Below are 19,132 nucleotides of genomic sequence, written 5' to 3'. Positions count from 1 at the left end.
TTACACCTCCTCTAAGACTTTTATGAATTCTTCTACTGATTCTCTAGTTTCATCACTGTCAAAATTTAGGCCTTTTAACATACTTAACAGCATATTATTACCCTCTTTTATTTCTTTATCTGTATCTCTCATTCTCAGCGTAAGTGCTTTTAAATCAATCTCTGGTTCTTCTTCTGAAGTATCTACATATCGTGGTATATTCAAGTTGTAATCATTTTTCACAATGTCTTCATAAGATGCAAGGTATGCTTCTTTCTCTACACTTTCTCTGTTATTATATAATTCAAGAACACGATCAATATGTTCTTCTTTCATAACATTCTGCTTTTTCTCTTTTTCATACAAATTTGATGCATCTATAAACAACACATCTCGTCCATCACGATGCTTTTTCAATACTACAATACATGTTGGAATTGAAGTATTATAAAACATATTTGATGGCAAGCCAATTACCGCATATATAGAACCATTTTTCAAAAGTGTTTCTCTTATTGTTCCTTCTGCTGCTCCTCTAAATAAAACTCCATGTGGTAAAACAATCGCCATTGTTCCTGTCTGTTTTAAATGATAAAATCCGTGTAATAAGAATGCATAATCTGCTTTTGATTTTGGTGCAAGCTTTCCACCATAATCCATAAATCTTTCATCTTGTTTAAATCCTTCTGCTGCAGACCATTTTGCAGAATATGGTGGATTCATTGTAACTACATCAAATTCTGTTTCTTCATCAGTTGGCCAGTCTGCATCTAATGTATCAGCATTTCTTAAGTGCTGATTTTCCGGCAAAACTCCATGCAAAAACATATTCATTCTTGCCAAATTATAAGTTGATGGCATAAGTTCCTGTCCATAGTATTTTATATAATCTGGTTCTTTTGCATAATTTTTGCAGCTCAGCATTAATGATCCTGAACCCATACAAGGGTCATATACCTGTAATCCTTTTTTATCTTCCTGTCCTGTCATTGCAATTCGACATAGTATCTGTGCCGGACCATGTGGAGTATAGAATTCCCCTGCCTTTTTTCCTGTTTCAGAAGCAAACTGTCCTATTAAGTATTCATATGCATTTCCTAGCACATCGCCTTCTGTATGTATTAAATCTGCACCATCTAACACTTTTATCACTTCTGCTATTGTTGCACTCTGTTTTTGGTCTCCGGTTCCAAGCCTGTTTGAATACAAATCAACATCTGCAAATAATCCATTAAATAATTCGTCTGATTCCTGAATTCTATTAAATGCTGACTGTAATTTTTCTCTGTTGAAAGAATTGTTTTTAGCATCTTTCAATATGCTTACATATGTCATATCAGGGTCCAATGTATAACGTAATGATTCTTTCAATTCTGCCAATAGTTCTTCGGCATCTTCACTATTCATTACATCATCATAAACTTCCTGTGCTTCTTCTAAATCATCTGGTGTTTCATCGTTTAATAAATCATATACTTTTGATAAATATGAATCTGATAAATACTTATAAAATACCAATCCTAATAAATAAGTTTTGTATTCATTTGCATCCATCTTACCTCTTAATACATCTGCTCCGCTCCACAAAACCTGCAACAAATCTTTTCCTTCTGCCATTTTAGTCCTCCTATATTTTTAGTAAATCAAATAATTATTTATTCATTTTTATCACATTGTAAATATTTATTAATTATATTATAAGTGGCTATTTTATACAACTTTTGCATTGTTATATTTGCCTCCTTATTTATACATTATTTCATTATTTGTACTATCATTTTCCATTTCAGCTACACCATAATTCTAATTCCAATAACTTCTTTAAAATTTAATTTCATCTACTGGTTTTACTAATTCACACAAAATTCCTCTTGGCATTTTGTAAAGCACTTTTCCAACTGCTGTGTCGCCAATTTTGTCATAAATACGTCCGGCGCTATATGACTCGCCAATGACTGTACTACAACTATTTGCCACATGCCCTACTTTTCCAATTCCCGGCATTTTTACAAGAATTGCTTCGTGGTCATATTTGTTGTCCGGTTCTTTCTCAAGAAACACTTCCATATCCTTTTCAAAAAATTCGTCACCTTCAAAAAATCCTGTTCCTGTAATTGTAAAATAAATCTTATCTGCCATCTTTTTTTCCTCCTTTATAGCTGCTATTTTTCTTTTTCCTTTTATGACTCCATTTTCTCACATTCACTGTCCCTTTTTCAGGACTCGATTTTGCTATTTTTTCGAAACTCTGTTCTGTTTTCACTTATTTTAAAGCATAAAAACAGCCCACAAGAGAATTTCATAATTTTAATTCGCCTGTGGACTTCTTTTGTTTGTTTTTGTTTGTCGACATATATTTTTTTTAGATTTATTTTTTTGATTATTTTGCCTTTAGTTCTATATTTACCTCTCCGCTACTTTCATCAACACTTACCTCAGCATTTATGCCCTCTTTTTCCATTTCATCTTCATTCATTTCGAGCTCATACTTCTTGTCTTCGCCCTCGTAAATGTATTTTCCTTTGCCATTTTCTTTAAGTTCTTTTTTTTCACTATTGTTATCCAAAAATACATGGACATGCTTTGTTATTCCATTTCCGGTTGCCGCATAAGACACAACATCTGTCATTGCGAATATAGCAAGCATAACTGCTGCAACCGCCACATAACGTATTCTGAATTTCTTTATTTTGTGATTATTCTTTTCCATATGTTCCACCTTTCTTAAACACTCGTCTGAAATATTTATTTTGTCAAACATTTCTTTATATTTATTCATCTAACCAATCTCCTTTGACCATACTTTTAATTTTTGCTCTAGCTCTCATAAGTCTTGTTTGAATTGTAGTCTCTTTTATATTTAATATTTCTGCGATTTCTTTTACTGAATATTCTTCGTAATAATACAAATGAACCACTATTCTGTATTTTTCGCCAAGCTTCATTACTGCATCATATAGTTCTGATTCTTCTTCATTTTCAAAAGAAAATTCGGCATCTGATTTGGATTCTTCCAGCGAAACTATTCTTTTGTGCCAAAATGATGTACACATGTTTTTTGATTCATTTACAGTCACTCTTATAAGCCATCTTTTTGCATGTTCACCATCAGCAAATTCGCCTTTATATTGTAAAAGTTTTAAAAATGTATTCTGGACTATGTCTTCGGCATCATATTTGTTTCGGCAATAATTATAAGCAATTTTAAATACCATATTTGCATATTCCGATACAAATTCTTTGTACTTTTGCGTTTCCACTGCTTTCCTCCTTGTTGCTTTGAAAGATCTTTCTAATAATATAACAATTCAGGAAAGAATAATATCACATTTTTTTTTGCCGGGCTGTGCCTGCCTGTTTATCCTGTTGCACAGGCTTGTTTTATTCTCTAACTTGTATTATGTCATTTTTTTATTACTCATTTGGGAATTTTCAAAAGAGAAATTTTCAAGCCTGCTTTTATTTTACATACCGTTAAAGCAACAAATTCCCCCTTTATTTCTAATCTACATAATCCGCGACCAGACTTTAACATATAAAAAGGACGAAATCCCATAACAAAGATTCCATCCTTTTTATATTTTCTTTAATTCGATTTTATTAAATTACAAGTTTTCCAGAAACAGTTTCCTTAACTCATTTATAAATTAAATTACAAGTTTCCAGAACCGGTTTTCCAATCAATCTAATTCTTCTTAAATTCAGTAAGTTCAATTCCTTCATTTCTTTCCAATAAAAGTCTTATTGACCATTCATTTGTAAATAAAATCAAAGGATTTCCTTTCATGTCCTTAACTCGCTTTGTATCGCTTGGGCATTTTATGCTGTTTAAATCTGTAGCCGGGTCTTTGACCCATCTTATATGACCATATGGCAATGGTTCAAGTCTTACATCACAGCTATATTCATTTTCCATTCTGTATTTTAACACATCAAACTGAAGTGTTCCTACAACACCCACGATAATTTCAGACATTTCAAGATTGTAGTCCTGGAAAATCTGTATCGCACCTTCCTGAGCAATCTGCGTTACACCTTTCATAAATTGCTTACGCTTCATAGAATCAAGTGCTACAAGTCGACAGAAATGTTCTGGTGCAAATGTAGGTATTCCTTCGTAAGTGAATTTTTTGCCCGGAGTGCAAATTGTATCGCCAATAGAGAAAATTCCGGGATCAAATACACCGATTACATCTCCTGCATAAGCCTCATCAATTACTTTTCTATCCTGTGCCATAATCTGCTGCGGTCTTGATAATTTCATTTTCTTTCCACTTTGTACATGGAACACATCTTTTGTGGCATCAAATTTGCCCGAACATACTCTCATAAATGCAATTCTGTCATGATGTGCCTTATTCATATTTGCCTGAATTTTAAATACAAATCCTGAAAAAGGTTCTGTTATAGGATCTATTAGTCCTATATCTGACATTCTTGGAAGTGGTGATTCTGTCATTTTTAAGAAATGCTCCAAAAATGTTTCTATACCAAATGTAGTTAAAGCTGAACCGAAGAATACCGGAGATAATTCACCTTTATCAACCAAATCCTGATCAAATGGTTCACTTGCTCCGTCCAACAATTCTACATCATCCATAAGCTGGTCATATAATTCATCCCCAACTTCACCTTTGAACGCTTCGTCTTCTAAATCATAAGTTGTTTCTGCTGCACTTTTTGCACCACCGACAGATACTGCCTGAAACATTGATATTTTCTTTGTATCTCTATCGTAAACACCTTTAAATCTTTTACCTGAACCTATTGGCCAGTTTATGGGACAAGTCTTTATTCCTAAAACATTTTCAATTTCTTCTAAAAGTTCATATGGGTCCCTTGCTTCCAAATCCATCTTATTGATAAACGTGAAAATTGGAATATGTCTCATTACACAAACTTTGAAAAGCTTAATTGTCTGTGCTTCAACACCCTTTGAAGCATCAATTACCATTACTGCTGAGTCTGCTGCCATTAAAGTTCTGTATGTGTCTTCCGAGAAATCCTGATGTCCCGGAGTATCCAAAATGTTAATGCAATATCCTTCATAATTAAACTGCAATGCTGATGAAGTAACTGAAATTCCTCTTTCCTTTTCAATTCCCATCCAGTCAGAAACCGCATATTTTGAATTTGCCTTTCCCTTTACTGAACCGGCTGTGTTAATTGCACCTCCGTATAACAGAAATTTTTCTGTTAACGTTGTCTTACCTGCATCCGGGTGGGAAATGATTGCAAATGTTCTTCTGTTTTCTATTTCTTTTTTCAAATTTTCGTCCATTTTATTCTCCAAATGTTTATTTTAACTAAATTGTGCCGACATCATTATATGTTGTCGTGGCAAACTTCCCCGACTTTGATTCCTACGGATTGTTCCGTGCCAAGCACTCTCACAATTATATACAATTATTTTCTTTTCCACAAGACAACCTGCGTAATTTACTCAATCAGCGAATGTTCCATCATAAACTTTAATTTGCATTTTGTTACTCTTCCATCGAACTCGATTTCAAGCAAATCACCGGATATTTTAAGTACTTTACCTAAACCATACTTCTTATGCATAACTGTTCCTGTCAAATAAATTTCTTCTATTTTATCGGCATATTCAGACTCCGTAATTTTTTTGCGTTTCGTTTCCGTTTTCTGATAAGAAGTTGGTTTAGTTAAATCTATGTTATTTTTATAAGACGATGATTTTGACATACTTCGGGTTGACGATATACCTGTTATTCCATATATATCACTAGAATTTGCACTATTTTTATTTTCGATTCCAAGCAACTCATTTGTAAATGTAGAACCGTCGTCAAATTCAAATATGCAAAGTTCATTTTTTGCCCTGGTTACACCTACGTAATAAAGTCTTCTTTCTTCTTCATACTCTTTTGCCTCTTCGCCTTTTGCTTTGCATGTTTCATAATTTGCTATAACATTTTCAGGAAAAATTCCATCAACTGCATCCATTATGTATACTTTGTCATACTCTAAACCTTTGCTTGAATGAATTGTTGATAAAATAAATTTGCATCCATTATCGTAAGGCTTTTCTTTTATAAGCATCGCAAGTTCATCTAATCTGTTTATTAAAGCTAATGCAGACGGCTCATTATATGCGATTGCCTGAATTATACTTAATTTGCTATCCTTTATATTTGACCTGTCTAAATATTCCTTATATCCCATAGAATGTATAATTCTATAAATTGCCTTACCTCCACTTTCTTCAAGCATTCTTTTCAAATGTGTCTGCATCGCTTTTACACTTTTACGTGTACCCGCGGGAACATCTCCATAATCAATGGCTGCATCAAAAATTGTAATTCCTCTTTCCTGACTTATTTTACATACTTGTGTTGCCACGGCTTTACTCATATAAGTATTTATCTTGTAAAACATTTGCATAAAAATTTCTGTATTCGTTGGCTCCATTGCAAATCTGATAATATTTTTTATGTCCATCACAACCCTATGCGAGAAAAAAGTCAGGTCAGCATTTTTAATTCTATATGCAATTCCTTTTCTTTCTAACAAATCAACCACCGGAATAATGCTCTCATTATCCCTGTAAAGCACCGCTGTCTCTACATCTGTATTTTCAGCTACTTTTGCCAGATAACTATATTGTGCACGTCGGTTTTTCAAATGAATTTTCTGTATTTCAGTCCCTGATTCTCTAAATGCTTTCATATGTTTTTCATGCCTGAATTTATTTTTCTGTATAAATTTATCCGCAGCATCAACTATTTTTGCATTTGACCTGAAATTTTCTTCCATTAGTAATACATTTGCATTATCATAATTTTTTTCAAATGAAAGAAGTGCCTCAGGGTAGGCTGCCCTAAACCCATAAATACTTTGGTCTTCGTCTCCTACCATAAATACTTTTTTATATTTACTTGCAAGTAAGGCGATAATCTGATGCTGAATTTTAGAGGTATCCTGTGCCTCATCCACACAAATATATTTATACATTTCCTGAAAATATTCTAAAATCTGTGGCGATACTTTTAGCATAGTCAGGGCATACACCATTTGGTCATCATAATCCATAAGTGATTGCTTTTTCATTTCATCACAATATGCGCTATAAATTTTTAAAAGTGGTATGTCCTGTTCGTTACCAACTTTATCTATCTCTTCTTTTGAAAGCTGCATATTTTTTATGTATGTAATTAATGTGCTTATGTTTTTCAAATCGCTTTCTGTCGGATATTGATGAACGAGTTCTGTGTAAATTGCAGACAAAAGCTTTGTTTTATATCCCTCATCAGTCAACAAATCAAATGCTTTTTTCCCAACACATATTTCACAATATCCTATTATTTTTGCACATATTCCGTTTATGGTTCTAAACTCAAGTCTTGCAGCAAGTTCGTCTCCAAATATAGATGCAAATCTTTTTCGCATATCATTTGTTGCAGCCACAGTATATGTAACTGTTAGGATTTCTTCCGGACGAATTCCTAAGCAGTAAATCATATATCCTAATCTGGTAACCAAAACCGTGGTTTTTCCGCTTCCCGGCACAGCTAAAAGCAGTGTAGGTTTTTCAACGCTCTGCACTGCCTCTAACTGTTGTTTATTTAATTTTACATTGAATTTGGTAATAAATTCCTGTAATGTCATAATTTTTTTCCTCTCCCCATTTTCATCATTAGTTCCTCTACAATCTCACTATTCACTATATCAAAAATAAAGATAAAATTGTATACTTGTAAAAATAAATATAACAAAATATATTTTAATAAGTTATAATTATTCTATTATCAATCATTTTTTTTCTTAGAAGTGGGGTGAATTAAAATGGAATCAAAATTTCAAAAAAATATCAACAAATTATCCGATTCTTCTGACAATACCGCTAATAATGGAGACTTTATCAAGCGTGATTACGACCGTTCAATAAACATGTGGAATGATGTTTATTCTAATTGTAAAATTGTAGATTTAAAGGGAAAATCATTATCTGTTGAGCCTATGTTTGATATTTGCCTTGATATATTTGCAAGCAAATGCAAAAACATATTAGATTTTGGTTGTGGAACAGGAGATATTCTTTTTCAGTGCTATGAATTTGGAAATACAGATTCAGGACTAGGAGTGGATTTATCTGAAATAGGAATTGAATTTGCTAAAAAATTTGCTTCCGTAAACAATTATCACAATCTTGATTTCCAAATTGGCGATATTTCTTTTTTTGATAATTATAATAGTAATAGTTTTGATGGTATTATTTTGTCTAACGTTTTAGATGTTATGCCTCAGGATGTTGCTTTAAAGACTTTTAGACGGCTTACGGATTTGCTTGTTCCTTCAGGACTTATGTTCGTTAAACTCAATCCATATTATGAGAAATCTGATATGAAGGCATGGGGATTCACTCAGATAAAGGATAATCTTTTCGAGGAGAATGGCGTTCTTAGATATCGTGAGTTGGATACTGCTTCATGGAAGCAAAGTTTTGAAAAACATTATGAAATTATTCGCTATCTTGAATTTCCTTATCCGTGGCAGGATGGTATGAACCGCTTGTTTTTACTTCAGAAAAAATTGTAAATATTGTAATAATTATTTTAAATAACGGAGTAGTTTGCCCATCTACATTGGGCAACTTCTTCCATTATCTTTTTCCATATCGCCTTTAACATATCTTGCATTAAATTCCATATTGATATCTCTTATTTCTCTCTTTCCATCAATGTAATCATTATACATTTCAGCAAGTCCGGCCATACATCCGTCACAGTTAGCCTCTATGTTTCCAAGCGACTCCTCAACTATCTTTTTTCTTTCTTCTCTTGTTGTATCTTTTATTAAATATCCTGACATGCTTTCTCTCCTAATATTATGTTATTTACGCTGTTCTAATTTTTATGTAATTATAATCTAATTTGCTTTTTCCCTTAATAATATGATATTTGCCCTCTCTTTAATCGACGGCTATTCGTTGCAAATTTTACTTTAAAAGAGAGCCAGATAAATCTGACCCTCTTTCTAGATTATACATTATTTACTTACTTTTACAACCTTTTTACTGCTCCATTTTCCTGCTACTTTCTTTCCGTTCACCACTTTGTATGCACGAATCTGAACAAAGTATTTTCCAGGTTTCAATTTTTTAAGAACAGTTTTTGCATTATTCTTTGTAATAGTTTTAATTTTTGCTTTTTTCATCTTTTTGTTAACTGAATATCTAATCTGATATCCTGTAACAGCTTTCTGTTTTCTCCATTTAATGATAACACTCTTTTTCTTATTAACCTTTGTTGTCACCTTCTTAACTTTGCCCGGTTTTGTAACAGAGTTATCATTGTCTGTTTTGTTTGTTGTATCAGAATTGCTTACATTTGTTGTTCCGGAATTATTTGTACCTCCCGGTGTTGTATCTACCGGAGTTGTTCCGGAATTATTTACAACTGTAATTTCTTTTGCAACTTCACCTTCATATAATGTATTAAATGTTACTATAACCTCATATGTTCCTGCGTCCTTAATTTCAGTAACCGCAGCACCTGTAGTTTTATTTTTAAATGTAACTGTATAATACTGGTCTGATACAATTTCACCGGCTGCATCAGTAACTGTTACTGTTGGTAATGCAATTGAATTTCCAGTGTATTCATATTTTTCATTTGAAATATTAACACTATCAATTCTGCTTATTGCAATTTTTTTACTGTCACCACAATAACACTTAAATTCCCTGTAACCGTCAGCTTCTAATGTTGCTTTAATAATATTTGCTTCGCTATCATAGTTATGTACATGTTTTTCTTCTGAGTTAGTTACGTTTATTTCTTCATCAGAATTTACAAGACTATTCTTATCTGCTGCAATATTTCTAGTATCAATTTTTCCTGAATTGTATAATTTATCATACGTTGATTTTCCTTCATCATATGCACAAATTCCTCCGGCATATTCGTATGCATTTATATCGCCATTATTAATTAATTCAGAACCATTTACACCATATACATATGCTAATATTCCTCCGCCATATCTGTCAGATAAAATATTTCCATTATTTATACAATTGTTAATATCAAAGTAATATCCATAATCAACTATTCCGGCTGCACTTTCTGCTGATATATCTCCGTTATTTTTACAATTACTAATTTTTATTTTGTTGTGATTCTGTGCATTATTTATATATTCACAGATTCCTGCTGCGCTATCATCTCCATCAATATTTCCATTGTTTTCACAACTTGTTATTTCTAACTTTCCATTGGCTTCACAAATAATTCCGGCTACTGTACCACCTTTGACATATCCTTCATTTACACAATTACTTATTATTAGTTTCCCCGGTGAATCAAAATTACCTTTATATTTAGAACAGATTCCGGATGCATAATGATCATAGTAACTATTTGCTTCTATTCTTCCCTTATTTATGCAACCTGATATCTCAGTTGTCCCCGGAATAAGTTCTCCCTGAACATCAATTACTATTCCGCTTGCTATATTATAGCCATTAATACTACCATTATTTATACAGTTCTTAATTGTGCTTGAATATACATTGACTGCAATTCCTGCTGCCATGCCATTTTGCATAGATAATTTTCCATTGTTCACACAATCTTCTACAATAGTATTTTCAGTTATTATATATGCAATTCCTGCTGCTGTTCCACCTGATCCCGTACCTGTAACATTAGCATTATTTGTGCAACCGATAAATTTACAATTATCCGCAAAACAAACCATTGCTGATAAACAGTCATTAAGGTTATTAAGATTTTTGTTACCACTAACACTACAGTTTCTAAAAACTGAATTTTTTGCTCCAATTGCTATGTCTGCAGCCATTCCACTTGTAAAGTTTTCATTTACATATTTAATATTAATGTTCTTTATTTCACTAGAATAAACAAAATTAAATAATGGTCTGTTTTCTCCTCTTTGGTTGATTCCTGATATCGAATGGCCATTACCATCAAAAATAATATTTACTGCATTCACATTTCCTATAAGATCATCTTCATCCTCATAGTTTTCAGGGAATGTAATGTCACTCATAAGTTTTCCATTAATACCACTGTAAATATTTTTCAAATATAATATCAGGTCTTCAAATGTAGTAATTTCAAAATATCCGTCTTTTTGTTGTTTTACGAATTCTTCTTCTGCACCACATTCCTCGCAAACACCATCTTTAAATGAATGACCTAATTTGTTTATTACTTTGCCTTTTTCTATTGTTTCTTTACAAATTGGGCAGTATACATCGCCGGTATAACCATCCTTTTCACATGTTGCCTTGACCATATTATAATCATATATAAAATATTGATTTCTGCTTCCTTCCGGATAATCATGATATGCTTTTATAATTTTATTTGTAGGCTGATTTTCACTTTCTTCTCCACAATATATACACTTGTAATCTCCAAGATATCCGTCTGTTGTACATGTTGCTTCTATGCTACCTACAAATTCATATTTATGTGAACCATATCCTGCATTAGTATCTATTTCAGTTTTCTTAGCATTGCAATACCTACATCTGTAATAAGTCTTTGCATATTCATTACACGTTGCATCTTTTCTGTTATATTCATAATAAGAATGTTCACTGTGAGGTTCTATGGTTACTCCTTCTTCTACTGTTTCTCCACAATCATCACAGATAATATCTCCGGTATAACCTCCTTCTTCACAACTATTAATTGTTTTATTTTCTACATGAATATTATAATGTGCACAACCAACAGTTATGGTAAATTCGCCATATTCATACTCATCATTATAGCCATAAGGTACAACTACAAAATAATATTTTTCACCCTTAGTAAGCTCGTATTCAACCTGTGGAGCTCCATTGTTTCCACCATCATCATCAGAGTCAAGAGCATTATTAAATCGTATTTTGTATTCGTCTTCATCAAAGAATTTATCAAGCTCATTTCTTATCATTTCATCACTATAATTCTCTGAATCAAATAAGAATCCATAACTGTCCCAACCGGTTTTATTACTACAATAAAAACTAACATATTCATCCTTATCTGCAGTATATTCTATTACCTGAATTGGTAAGTCTTTAGTTATTTGAGTATCATATACTTTATTCTTCTGTACATTTCTTATTCTTCCACAGTTTTTACATACATCATTTTCATATTCGTGTTCGAATTTAGGAATTACTTCTCCTTGCTGAAGTTGCATATTACATACCGTACAGTGTTTATCTCCTGTATAGCCATCTAAATAACAACTGTTCACTCTGGCATTCTCTAAATCACCCGGCGTATGCTCTGAAGGTTCAACTGTAGTGCCATTTTCTATTACTTTTCCACATGTATCGCATACAACATCTCCGGTATAGCCTCCCTGCTCACAGTTTTCAAGCGTTCTTCCTTCAACATGCGTTTTTGTATGCACACACGTTATTGTCAGCTTAAAATCTCCATATTCTGTTGAATAAGGTCCAAAAACAAAGTAATATGTCTCTCCCTTTGTTAGTTCTACATTTATCTTCGGTGCCAGGTTATTACCACCATCATTACCTATCCAATAGTTTTTTAATTGTGGTCTTGATGCATTATTATCCTTTAATCTGGCATAATACATTTCCATTCCTGCACTTATTACGGAATCATTAAATTTATCTGCCCTGTAAAGATATCCATAGCTGTCCCAGTCTGAATCTCCTGTAAATGTGTATCTTCCACTTTCCGGTGCCGTGAATTGAAATACTGTATACGGATAATCTTTTGTTGTCTTTGAAGTGTATGTTATATCTAACTGAGCATTATTTACTCTTCCACAATTTTTACATACATCATCTTCGTATTCATGTTCAAGTTTAGGAATTACTTCTCCTTGCTGAAGTTGCGTATTACATACCGTACAGTATTTATCTCCTGTATAGCCGTCTAAATAACAACTGTTCTCTCTGGCATTCTCTAAATCACCCGGCGTATGCTCTGAAGGTTCAACTGTAGTGCCATTTTCTATTACTTTTCCACATATATCGCACACAACATCTCCGGTATAGCCTCCCTGCTCACAGCTTTCAAGTGTTCTTCCTTCAACATGCGTTTTTGTATGCGCACACGTTATTGTCAGCTTAAAATCTCCATATTCTGTTATATAAGGTCCAAAAACAAAGTAATATGTCTCTCCCTTTGTTAGTTCTGCAGTTATCTTAGGCGCTGGACCAATTCCGCTATCATCATCACTTATCCAATAATCTTTTAATCGTGGTGTTGATGCATTATTGTCCTTTAATCTGGCATAATACATTTCCATTCCTGCACTTATTACGGAATCATTAAATTTATCTGCCTTGTAAAGATATCCATAGCTATCCCATTCTGAATCTCCTGTAAATGTGTATCCCCCACTTTCAGGTGCCGTAAATTGAAATACTGTATACGGACAATCTATTGTTTTCGTTAAGCTATATGTTACGTCTACCTGAGCGTTATTTACTCTTCCGCAGTTTTTACATACATCATTTTCGTATTCATGCTCAAGCTTAGGAATTGCCTTTCCTTCCTGCAAAGTTTCATCACATACTTCACAGTATTTATCTCCTGTATAGCCTTTCTGATAGCAACTGCTTTTTTTGGCATTTCTAACCTGTTCAGCCTCTTTGTGTCCATTTGCCTTAAGCACTTTGCCCTGCTCTAATACCTTGTCGCAAACAGGACAAATCTTATCACCCGAATAACCGGTTTCAGTACATGTAGCTTCTTTAACTGTGCTTTCATCTAATACTGCATCAGAATGTCCTCTAGCTTCAATCTCTTCGCCGTCACTTATTTTTTCATTACAAAATCCACAGTAAACATCTCCGGTATACCCTCCCTGTTCACAGTCAGCTAAAGTTCTATCCTTTATAACGTTCTGTGATTTAGGATGAATACATGAATCATATTCTATAACACCTGTGCGAAGTGAAGTCGTATTGCAGTCATTCCACTTTCCTGCACCATTTGATCTTTTATTATCGTAAACCTCTCCTGCTTTTTCATTCTTGTTGTTTGGTTCGCCATCATTCCAATTAGTATAACTTACTTCACTTCCATCTGCCCACAGCCATTCATCAAGATTTTCTTCATTTCTTATAAGTCCAATATAAGATGATGTATTAGCACCTTGCTCTGAAATAACATTCGCAACGATGTCATTTTCCCTTGCATTGGAAATACATGCAAGATAGCCTCCGCTTTCTTTTGCCAAAGCCAAAACCCGCTCATAATTTCCTTCCTCACTTGTCAATTTATACAAGTGTCCTGTAGTCTTGTCATATGCTATATTGTCTGCATACATTACGTTTTCTTCACTATTATCAGTAGCTGCATATGTACTGACAGGCATGAAATTATTAGTAAAAATCATTGCCAACGGTAGTGTCATACTTAAAAATCGTGTCACTTTTTTTCTCATATTTGCCCTCCCATTTAGATATGTATATTTTTCCAATTTACTTCATGTTTTATTATAGAATAAGACTATATTTCAATTCTATGTTCTGGCGTCAAACGGTTAATTTTAGGCATCAAGTGGTTGTAATAAAAAAGATACCTGACTCATATAAAGCCGGTATCCTTTTTATTTCTATATTTTCTTTATATTTCAGGTGGTTGCAATAATACTCCACTAACACAGAATTTCTTTTCGTTAATTTCTATTTTAATATCTCCTTCATATTTATTTACAACATATTTTACGGATTCAATTCCTATTCCACTACCATTTTCTTTTGTTGACAAAAATCTGTTTCCTTTCATTTTTATATTTCCGTCAAATGTATTATCTATTGAAAATACTATTGCTTCTGCATTTGGTTTATGTATTTTTAAATCAATTTTTCTTTTTTCTATTTCTATATTTTTGCATGCATCAATAGCATTTTCGAGCAAATTTCCAAATAACACTGTCAAATCTGAATCGCTGATATTTACTTCATTTGGAATAGAAACATCTACATTTATACTTATATCTGATTTTTCAGCCTCCTGCACATAATATACAAGCACCGTATTTAATGCAAAATTTCCACAATATACAATTGGATTTTTCAAATATGAATGCTTAAGATATTTTCCCAGATACTCTTCTATTTTTTTGCATTCATTATTCTGTGCCATTGCATGTACAACACTTATGTGATGTCTCAAGTCATGTCTTGCCCTTCTTGTTGCATCCATCTGTTTTTTCATTTCGTCATAACGAAGATTCTGAAGTGCAAGCTGCTTATTTTCATCACGCAGTTTTAAATTGTGTTCAAATTCAAACATTGCACTGATTAATACTCCATATACCAAAAGCGCACCTACATTTACTAAAAATGTAAATATTAGACTGACATAATTTAAAGCAAGTTCCAATGAAGATTTAGAGTTAAAATACAGACCGTGATACCAGAATAAATAAAATGTGGCAGGTATCATCCATAGGTATCTCCACATTTTTCCATTAATTTTAATGTCTGCAAGACCTTTTATATATTTTTTAAAGTATATAAATATAATTGGTACAAATATTATCTGCACAATTATTGTGCATAATGAAAATGTCCAACGGTTATTCTGTATGGCCATTTGTGGGAATATGTGACCTTCCATGCATTTTCCTGCCATTACAATAAAATTAGCAAAATTTGATACTATAAGAAGCACAAATACAAGTTTTCCAAAATAATCTTTTATGGCAATAAAATAGAACGCTGCATAACTTACCGTACTTATTAGGGAAATAAGTCCTTTCTGACTTTGCGAACAGGTTGTTGCATATATCCCCATCGCATTTTGAAATATCGTAAGAATAATTGCAAAAAACATTGTTGTTTTCTTTGAAAAACGTAGTTTATCAATAAAGGGATAAATTGCAAGTCCTAAGTATGGAATTAAATTAAGACACGAATATAATATTATCTCAAATATTCTTAAATTAGACATTTATATATCCTCCCCTTGTCTTAATCTCTCTATCAGATAATCTGTGTAAGATTTCTTTACTTCTGCATATTTTCTCCTGCTAATTGGAACATATTCTTTATTTATCAGTTTAAATCTGTCTTCCTCAAGCCCATCTACTTTTGTAATATTAACTACTATTCCTTTAAAGCATTGAATAAGTTCCTTATGTTCTTGTATACATGCTTCAAAATTTTTCTGTGTGCATCTTAATTGGATTTTGTTTCCATCAATCAGATAAATTGTTACATAATGCCCTGAAAAAGTTGTATATAATAAAGAATCAATTGGTATAATCTGTCCATCCGGTAAATCTAATATTTTTTTATTATTCTTTTCATCCTCAGATATTCTTTCCATAGTTTTAAGTATACGTTCTTTACTAAATGGTTTTATCAGATAGTCATATGCTTTAACTTCATAGCTTTCACTGGCAAATTCATTACTTGTTGTGATAAATATTATCTTTGACTGATTGTCTGTTTCTCTTAGTTTCTTTGCCGTTTCAATTCCTGTAATTCCATTCATATAAATGTCTAAGAATACAATGTCAAAATATTTTTTGTTTTCATTTTTCTCTATTAAATTTATAAAATCTTCTCCACTAAAAAATTCTGTGATTTCAAAATCTTTTCTTGATTTGTTATCGCAAATTTTTGTAATTTCCTCTTGCAGTCTCTTTCTGTCATCCTCATTATCATCAACGATAGCTATTTTCATGTCCTTCTCCTTATTCCTAATAACATATAGTTATTAACTATGCCATTTAATTTAAGTTCCTTTGCATTTTTAATGACAAATTCCAACATTTAACGTGCATATCCATTTCCTCGCTCAGATTTATATAAATAAAATTTGCTTAAATACATAACATCTTTTTGGGATAAAATCCAAGTCACAAACCAAATACCAGGCTACTATGCTACTTTTAAAATAAATCCAACATGTTGTCCAAGTAAATTCTTTCTCTGACATGAATCTGATACTCAGGCTTAGTCATATAATAAAGTAAAAATTCCAGAATCAAAGCACTTCCTAAGCTTCGTCCTTCAATTTTAAAATTTGAAAAGCCCATAGGCATATAAATATTTTTTATATCATCTATACCAATGAAACCGGGATTTGTCATTGCTTTAGAAAATTTATAGCCACTCTCTGCATCAGGAGCCACGCAACGATACTCTTTGAATTTTTCTCCTAAATTTTTGCGACTTACAGTTTCATAACATTTTTTTCTGTCAGTGCAACCAAACCAACAGCATTCATTGCATAAAAATTCGACTTTATCCTTCTGCTTTTCTGATAACCTATTCAATTTATCTAATTCTTTATTTAACCGAAAATCCGGAACAACATAAAGAAAATCATCTCTATTTATCTCATTTTTTAATTGTTCAAAATCAGTTAACACCTTAGTTGTTGATGAGACAAAATAAAATTCAGGATATTTATTTTTTAAATAATCTAATAGCAAATCTGAGTGAATTATCACACCATTTTGTATTCCATTCTTTTCTTCAAACATAGAGCATAGGTCATTGCATTTCTTATCTGAAAGATGTTCATTTCTCAACAATGAATTACTAAATGTCAGTCTTGCTGAAATGCCATATTCCTTCATTAATGCTAAAACTTCTTTTGGATTATTTTCTCCAAATCCGACACGGCCTCCGCCCCAAGCACAATCTGCCGGAGCTCCATATATAGAACCTATATCGCACCAGTCGTAAAAATATTCTCTATGTTCACGAAACAATGGCAAAAACTCACGGTACAACCCGTAAAATTCAAATAATCCGGGAAGATGATAATATGCTGTTTCTTTGTTTAACATTATCAGCCTATTCCTCCAAGCATTGCTCCGGCCACAAGTGCTATAAACGCTAATGGTACAAGCACATATTTTCCAAGTGGCATAAACCATTTGCCAATCGGCTTATTATTGCCTTTATTTACTGCACTAATTGCAAAATCCTTCCCTGCAACCCAGAAGAACATAATTGCTGCAAGCATTGCACCTAATGGACAAATATAAATTGATACTGCATCCATCCATCCTGAAACAATCCCCTGAATAACAAGCGCAACTGCGCACCCAACTACCGCTATACTCAAAACAGCTACCGGTCTTTTAAATTTTAATCTTTCTTCTAATGTTGCTATCGGTGCCTCATATAAATTTACAAGAGAACTCATTCCCGCAAATAAAACGCAAATATAGAAAATTATTCCTACAATCTTTCCACCCGACATTCCATTAAATACATTTACAAGATAGATAAACATAAGTCCCGGTCCGCCTGAAGACAATTCTGCTCCACCAACAGCCATTCCCGGAATTATTACAAATGCTGCAAGTAATGCTGCTACTGTATCAAATACTGCTACGTTTCTTGCAGAACTTACTACATTTTCTGATTCACTTAAATATGAACCATAAATTACTGTTCCATTTCCCGCTATTGATAATGAGAAAAATGCCTGTCCAAATGCATAAATCCACAATCTCGGGTCAAGCAATCCTTTAGGATTTATTGTAAATATGTATTTATATCCATCACTTGCACCCGGAAGCGTAAATACATAAATTCCTAATCCCAAAAATAATACAAAAAGAAGTGGCATCATAAATTTGTTTGCCCTTTCGATACCACTGGCAATTCCAAATGCCATTATTACGGCTGTAACAATTACTGCGATTACAAGCCATAAATTATTACCAAAATTTGTTGCTGTACTTCCAAACATTCCGCCAATAGCATCCATATCATGTCCCATATCAGAAAGCTGACCTGTAATTGCTAAATATGTATATTTAAATATCCATCCTACAACTACCGTATATCCTATTGCTAATGCTAATGAACCGATAACCGGAAGTGCACCAATCACTTCTCCGATTCTTTTATTACCTGTCCTAACTTCAGTACATTTGCCAAATGCTTTAATAGGTCCACCTTTAGCAGCTCTTCCAAGCGCCATTTCTTCGATAAGCCCTGTTGCTCCAATTAAAATAACAAATAAAACGTATGGGATTAAAAATGTCATACCTCCCCAGTCTGACACCATATAAGGAAATCTCCATATATTTCCCATTCCTACTGCCGACCCTATGCATGCAATTACAAAGCCTGTTCTACTCTTAAACCCGTCCCTCTTTTTTTCCATTAATTTTTATCCTTTCCTTTTTCAATCGTACCTTAAATATT

At 32.9% G+C, this 19,132-nt stretch carries 13 protein-coding genes; 1 reads left to right on the top strand and 12 read right to left on the bottom strand.

Annotated elements, in window-relative coordinates; translation table 11 throughout:
• The 6 genes from DWW96_RS00450 to DWW96_RS00425 all read right to left on the bottom strand — a co-directional run bounded on the left by DWW96_RS00450 (window position 1) and on the right by DWW96_RS00425 (window position 7,608).
• Window positions 1-1,596 carry a type I restriction-modification system subunit M gene (locus DWW96_RS00450; RefSeq protein WP_117908303.1) on the bottom strand — a complete coding sequence of 532 codons (1,596 nt, stop codon included), beginning with the start codon at window positions 1,594-1,596 and terminating at the stop codon, window positions 1-3.
• Window positions 1,597-1,800: 204 nt separating this feature from the next.
• Entirely contained in the window at window positions 1,801-2,118 is a 318-nt protein-coding gene (locus DWW96_RS00445; RefSeq protein ID WP_117908302.1) for an HIRAN domain-containing protein, read from the bottom strand.
• 241 nt (window positions 2,119-2,359) lie between these two features.
• Entirely contained in the window at window positions 2,360-2,758 is a 399-nt protein-coding gene (locus DWW96_RS00440) for a hypothetical protein (RefSeq protein WP_117908300.1), read from the bottom strand.
• Window positions 2,751-3,239, bottom strand: coding sequence for a sigma-70 family RNA polymerase sigma factor (locus DWW96_RS00435; RefSeq protein WP_117908298.1), 489 nt, complete (start codon window positions 3,237-3,239; stop codon window positions 2,751-2,753). The genes DWW96_RS00440 and DWW96_RS00435 overlap by 8 nt, the downstream gene beginning before the upstream one ends.
• 425 nt (window positions 3,240-3,664) lie before the next feature.
• A complete protein-coding gene (locus DWW96_RS00430; protein ID WP_117908296.1) occupies window positions 3,665-5,260 on the bottom strand; it encodes a peptide chain release factor 3 in 1,596 nt (531 codons plus the stop codon).
• 158 nt (window positions 5,261-5,418) lie between these two features.
• On the bottom strand, window positions 5,419-7,608 hold the full coding sequence (locus DWW96_RS00425) for an ATP-dependent helicase (protein WP_117908294.1): 2,190 nt from the start codon (window positions 7,606-7,608) through the stop codon (window positions 5,419-5,421).
• Between the two features lie 177 nt (window positions 7,609-7,785).
• Here DWW96_RS00425 and DWW96_RS00420 point away from each other — a divergent pair, with 177 nt between their 5' ends.
• A complete protein-coding gene (locus DWW96_RS00420; RefSeq protein WP_117908292.1) occupies window positions 7,786-8,538 on the top strand; it encodes a class I SAM-dependent methyltransferase in 753 nt (250 codons plus the stop codon).
• A 42-nt stretch (window positions 8,539-8,580) separates the two neighbouring features.
• On the opposite strand, the gene DWW96_RS00415 is transcribed toward DWW96_RS00420, so the two are convergent.
• The 6 genes from DWW96_RS00415 to DWW96_RS00385 all read right to left on the bottom strand — a co-directional run bounded on the left by DWW96_RS00415 (window position 8,581) and on the right by DWW96_RS00385 (window position 19,091).
• Window positions 8,581-8,811, bottom strand: coding sequence for a purine biosynthesis protein PurH (locus DWW96_RS00415; RefSeq protein ID WP_117908290.1), 231 nt, complete (start codon window positions 8,809-8,811; stop codon window positions 8,581-8,583).
• A 177-nt stretch (window positions 8,812-8,988) separates the two neighbouring features.
• On the bottom strand, window positions 8,989-14,391 hold the full coding sequence (locus tag DWW96_RS00410) for a lectin-like protein (RefSeq protein ID WP_117908288.1): 5,403 nt from the start codon (window positions 14,389-14,391) through the stop codon (window positions 8,989-8,991).
• A 182-nt stretch (window positions 14,392-14,573) separates the two neighbouring features.
• Complete coding sequence (locus tag DWW96_RS00405; protein WP_022088992.1) at window positions 14,574-15,905, bottom strand: sensor histidine kinase; 1,332 nt, start codon at window positions 15,903-15,905, stop codon at window positions 14,574-14,576.
• Window positions 15,906-16,643: a LytTR family DNA-binding domain-containing protein gene (locus DWW96_RS00400; protein ID WP_022088991.1), complete on the bottom strand. Its 738-nt coding sequence runs from the start codon at window positions 16,641-16,643 to the stop codon at window positions 15,906-15,908.
• Between the two features lie 208 nt (window positions 16,644-16,851).
• On the bottom strand, window positions 16,852-17,757 hold the full coding sequence (locus tag DWW96_RS00390) for a hypothetical protein (RefSeq protein WP_117908286.1): 906 nt from the start codon (window positions 17,755-17,757) through the stop codon (window positions 16,852-16,854).
• A 2-nt stretch (window positions 17,758-17,759) separates the two neighbouring features.
• On the bottom strand, window positions 17,760-19,091 hold the full coding sequence (locus DWW96_RS00385; protein ID WP_117908284.1) for a sodium-dependent transporter: 1,332 nt from the start codon (window positions 19,089-19,091) through the stop codon (window positions 17,760-17,762).
• Window positions 19,092-19,132 lie beyond the last annotated feature (41 nt).

Origin of the sequence: Eubacterium sp. AF17-7, assembly GCF_003461285.1 — a bacterium.
Taxonomy (GTDB): Bacteria; Bacillota; Clostridia; order Lachnospirales; family Lachnospiraceae; genus Eubacterium_U; species Eubacterium_U album.
Note: the sequence above shows the minus strand (reverse complement) of the source record. Positions and strands in the feature narration are given on the sequence as shown.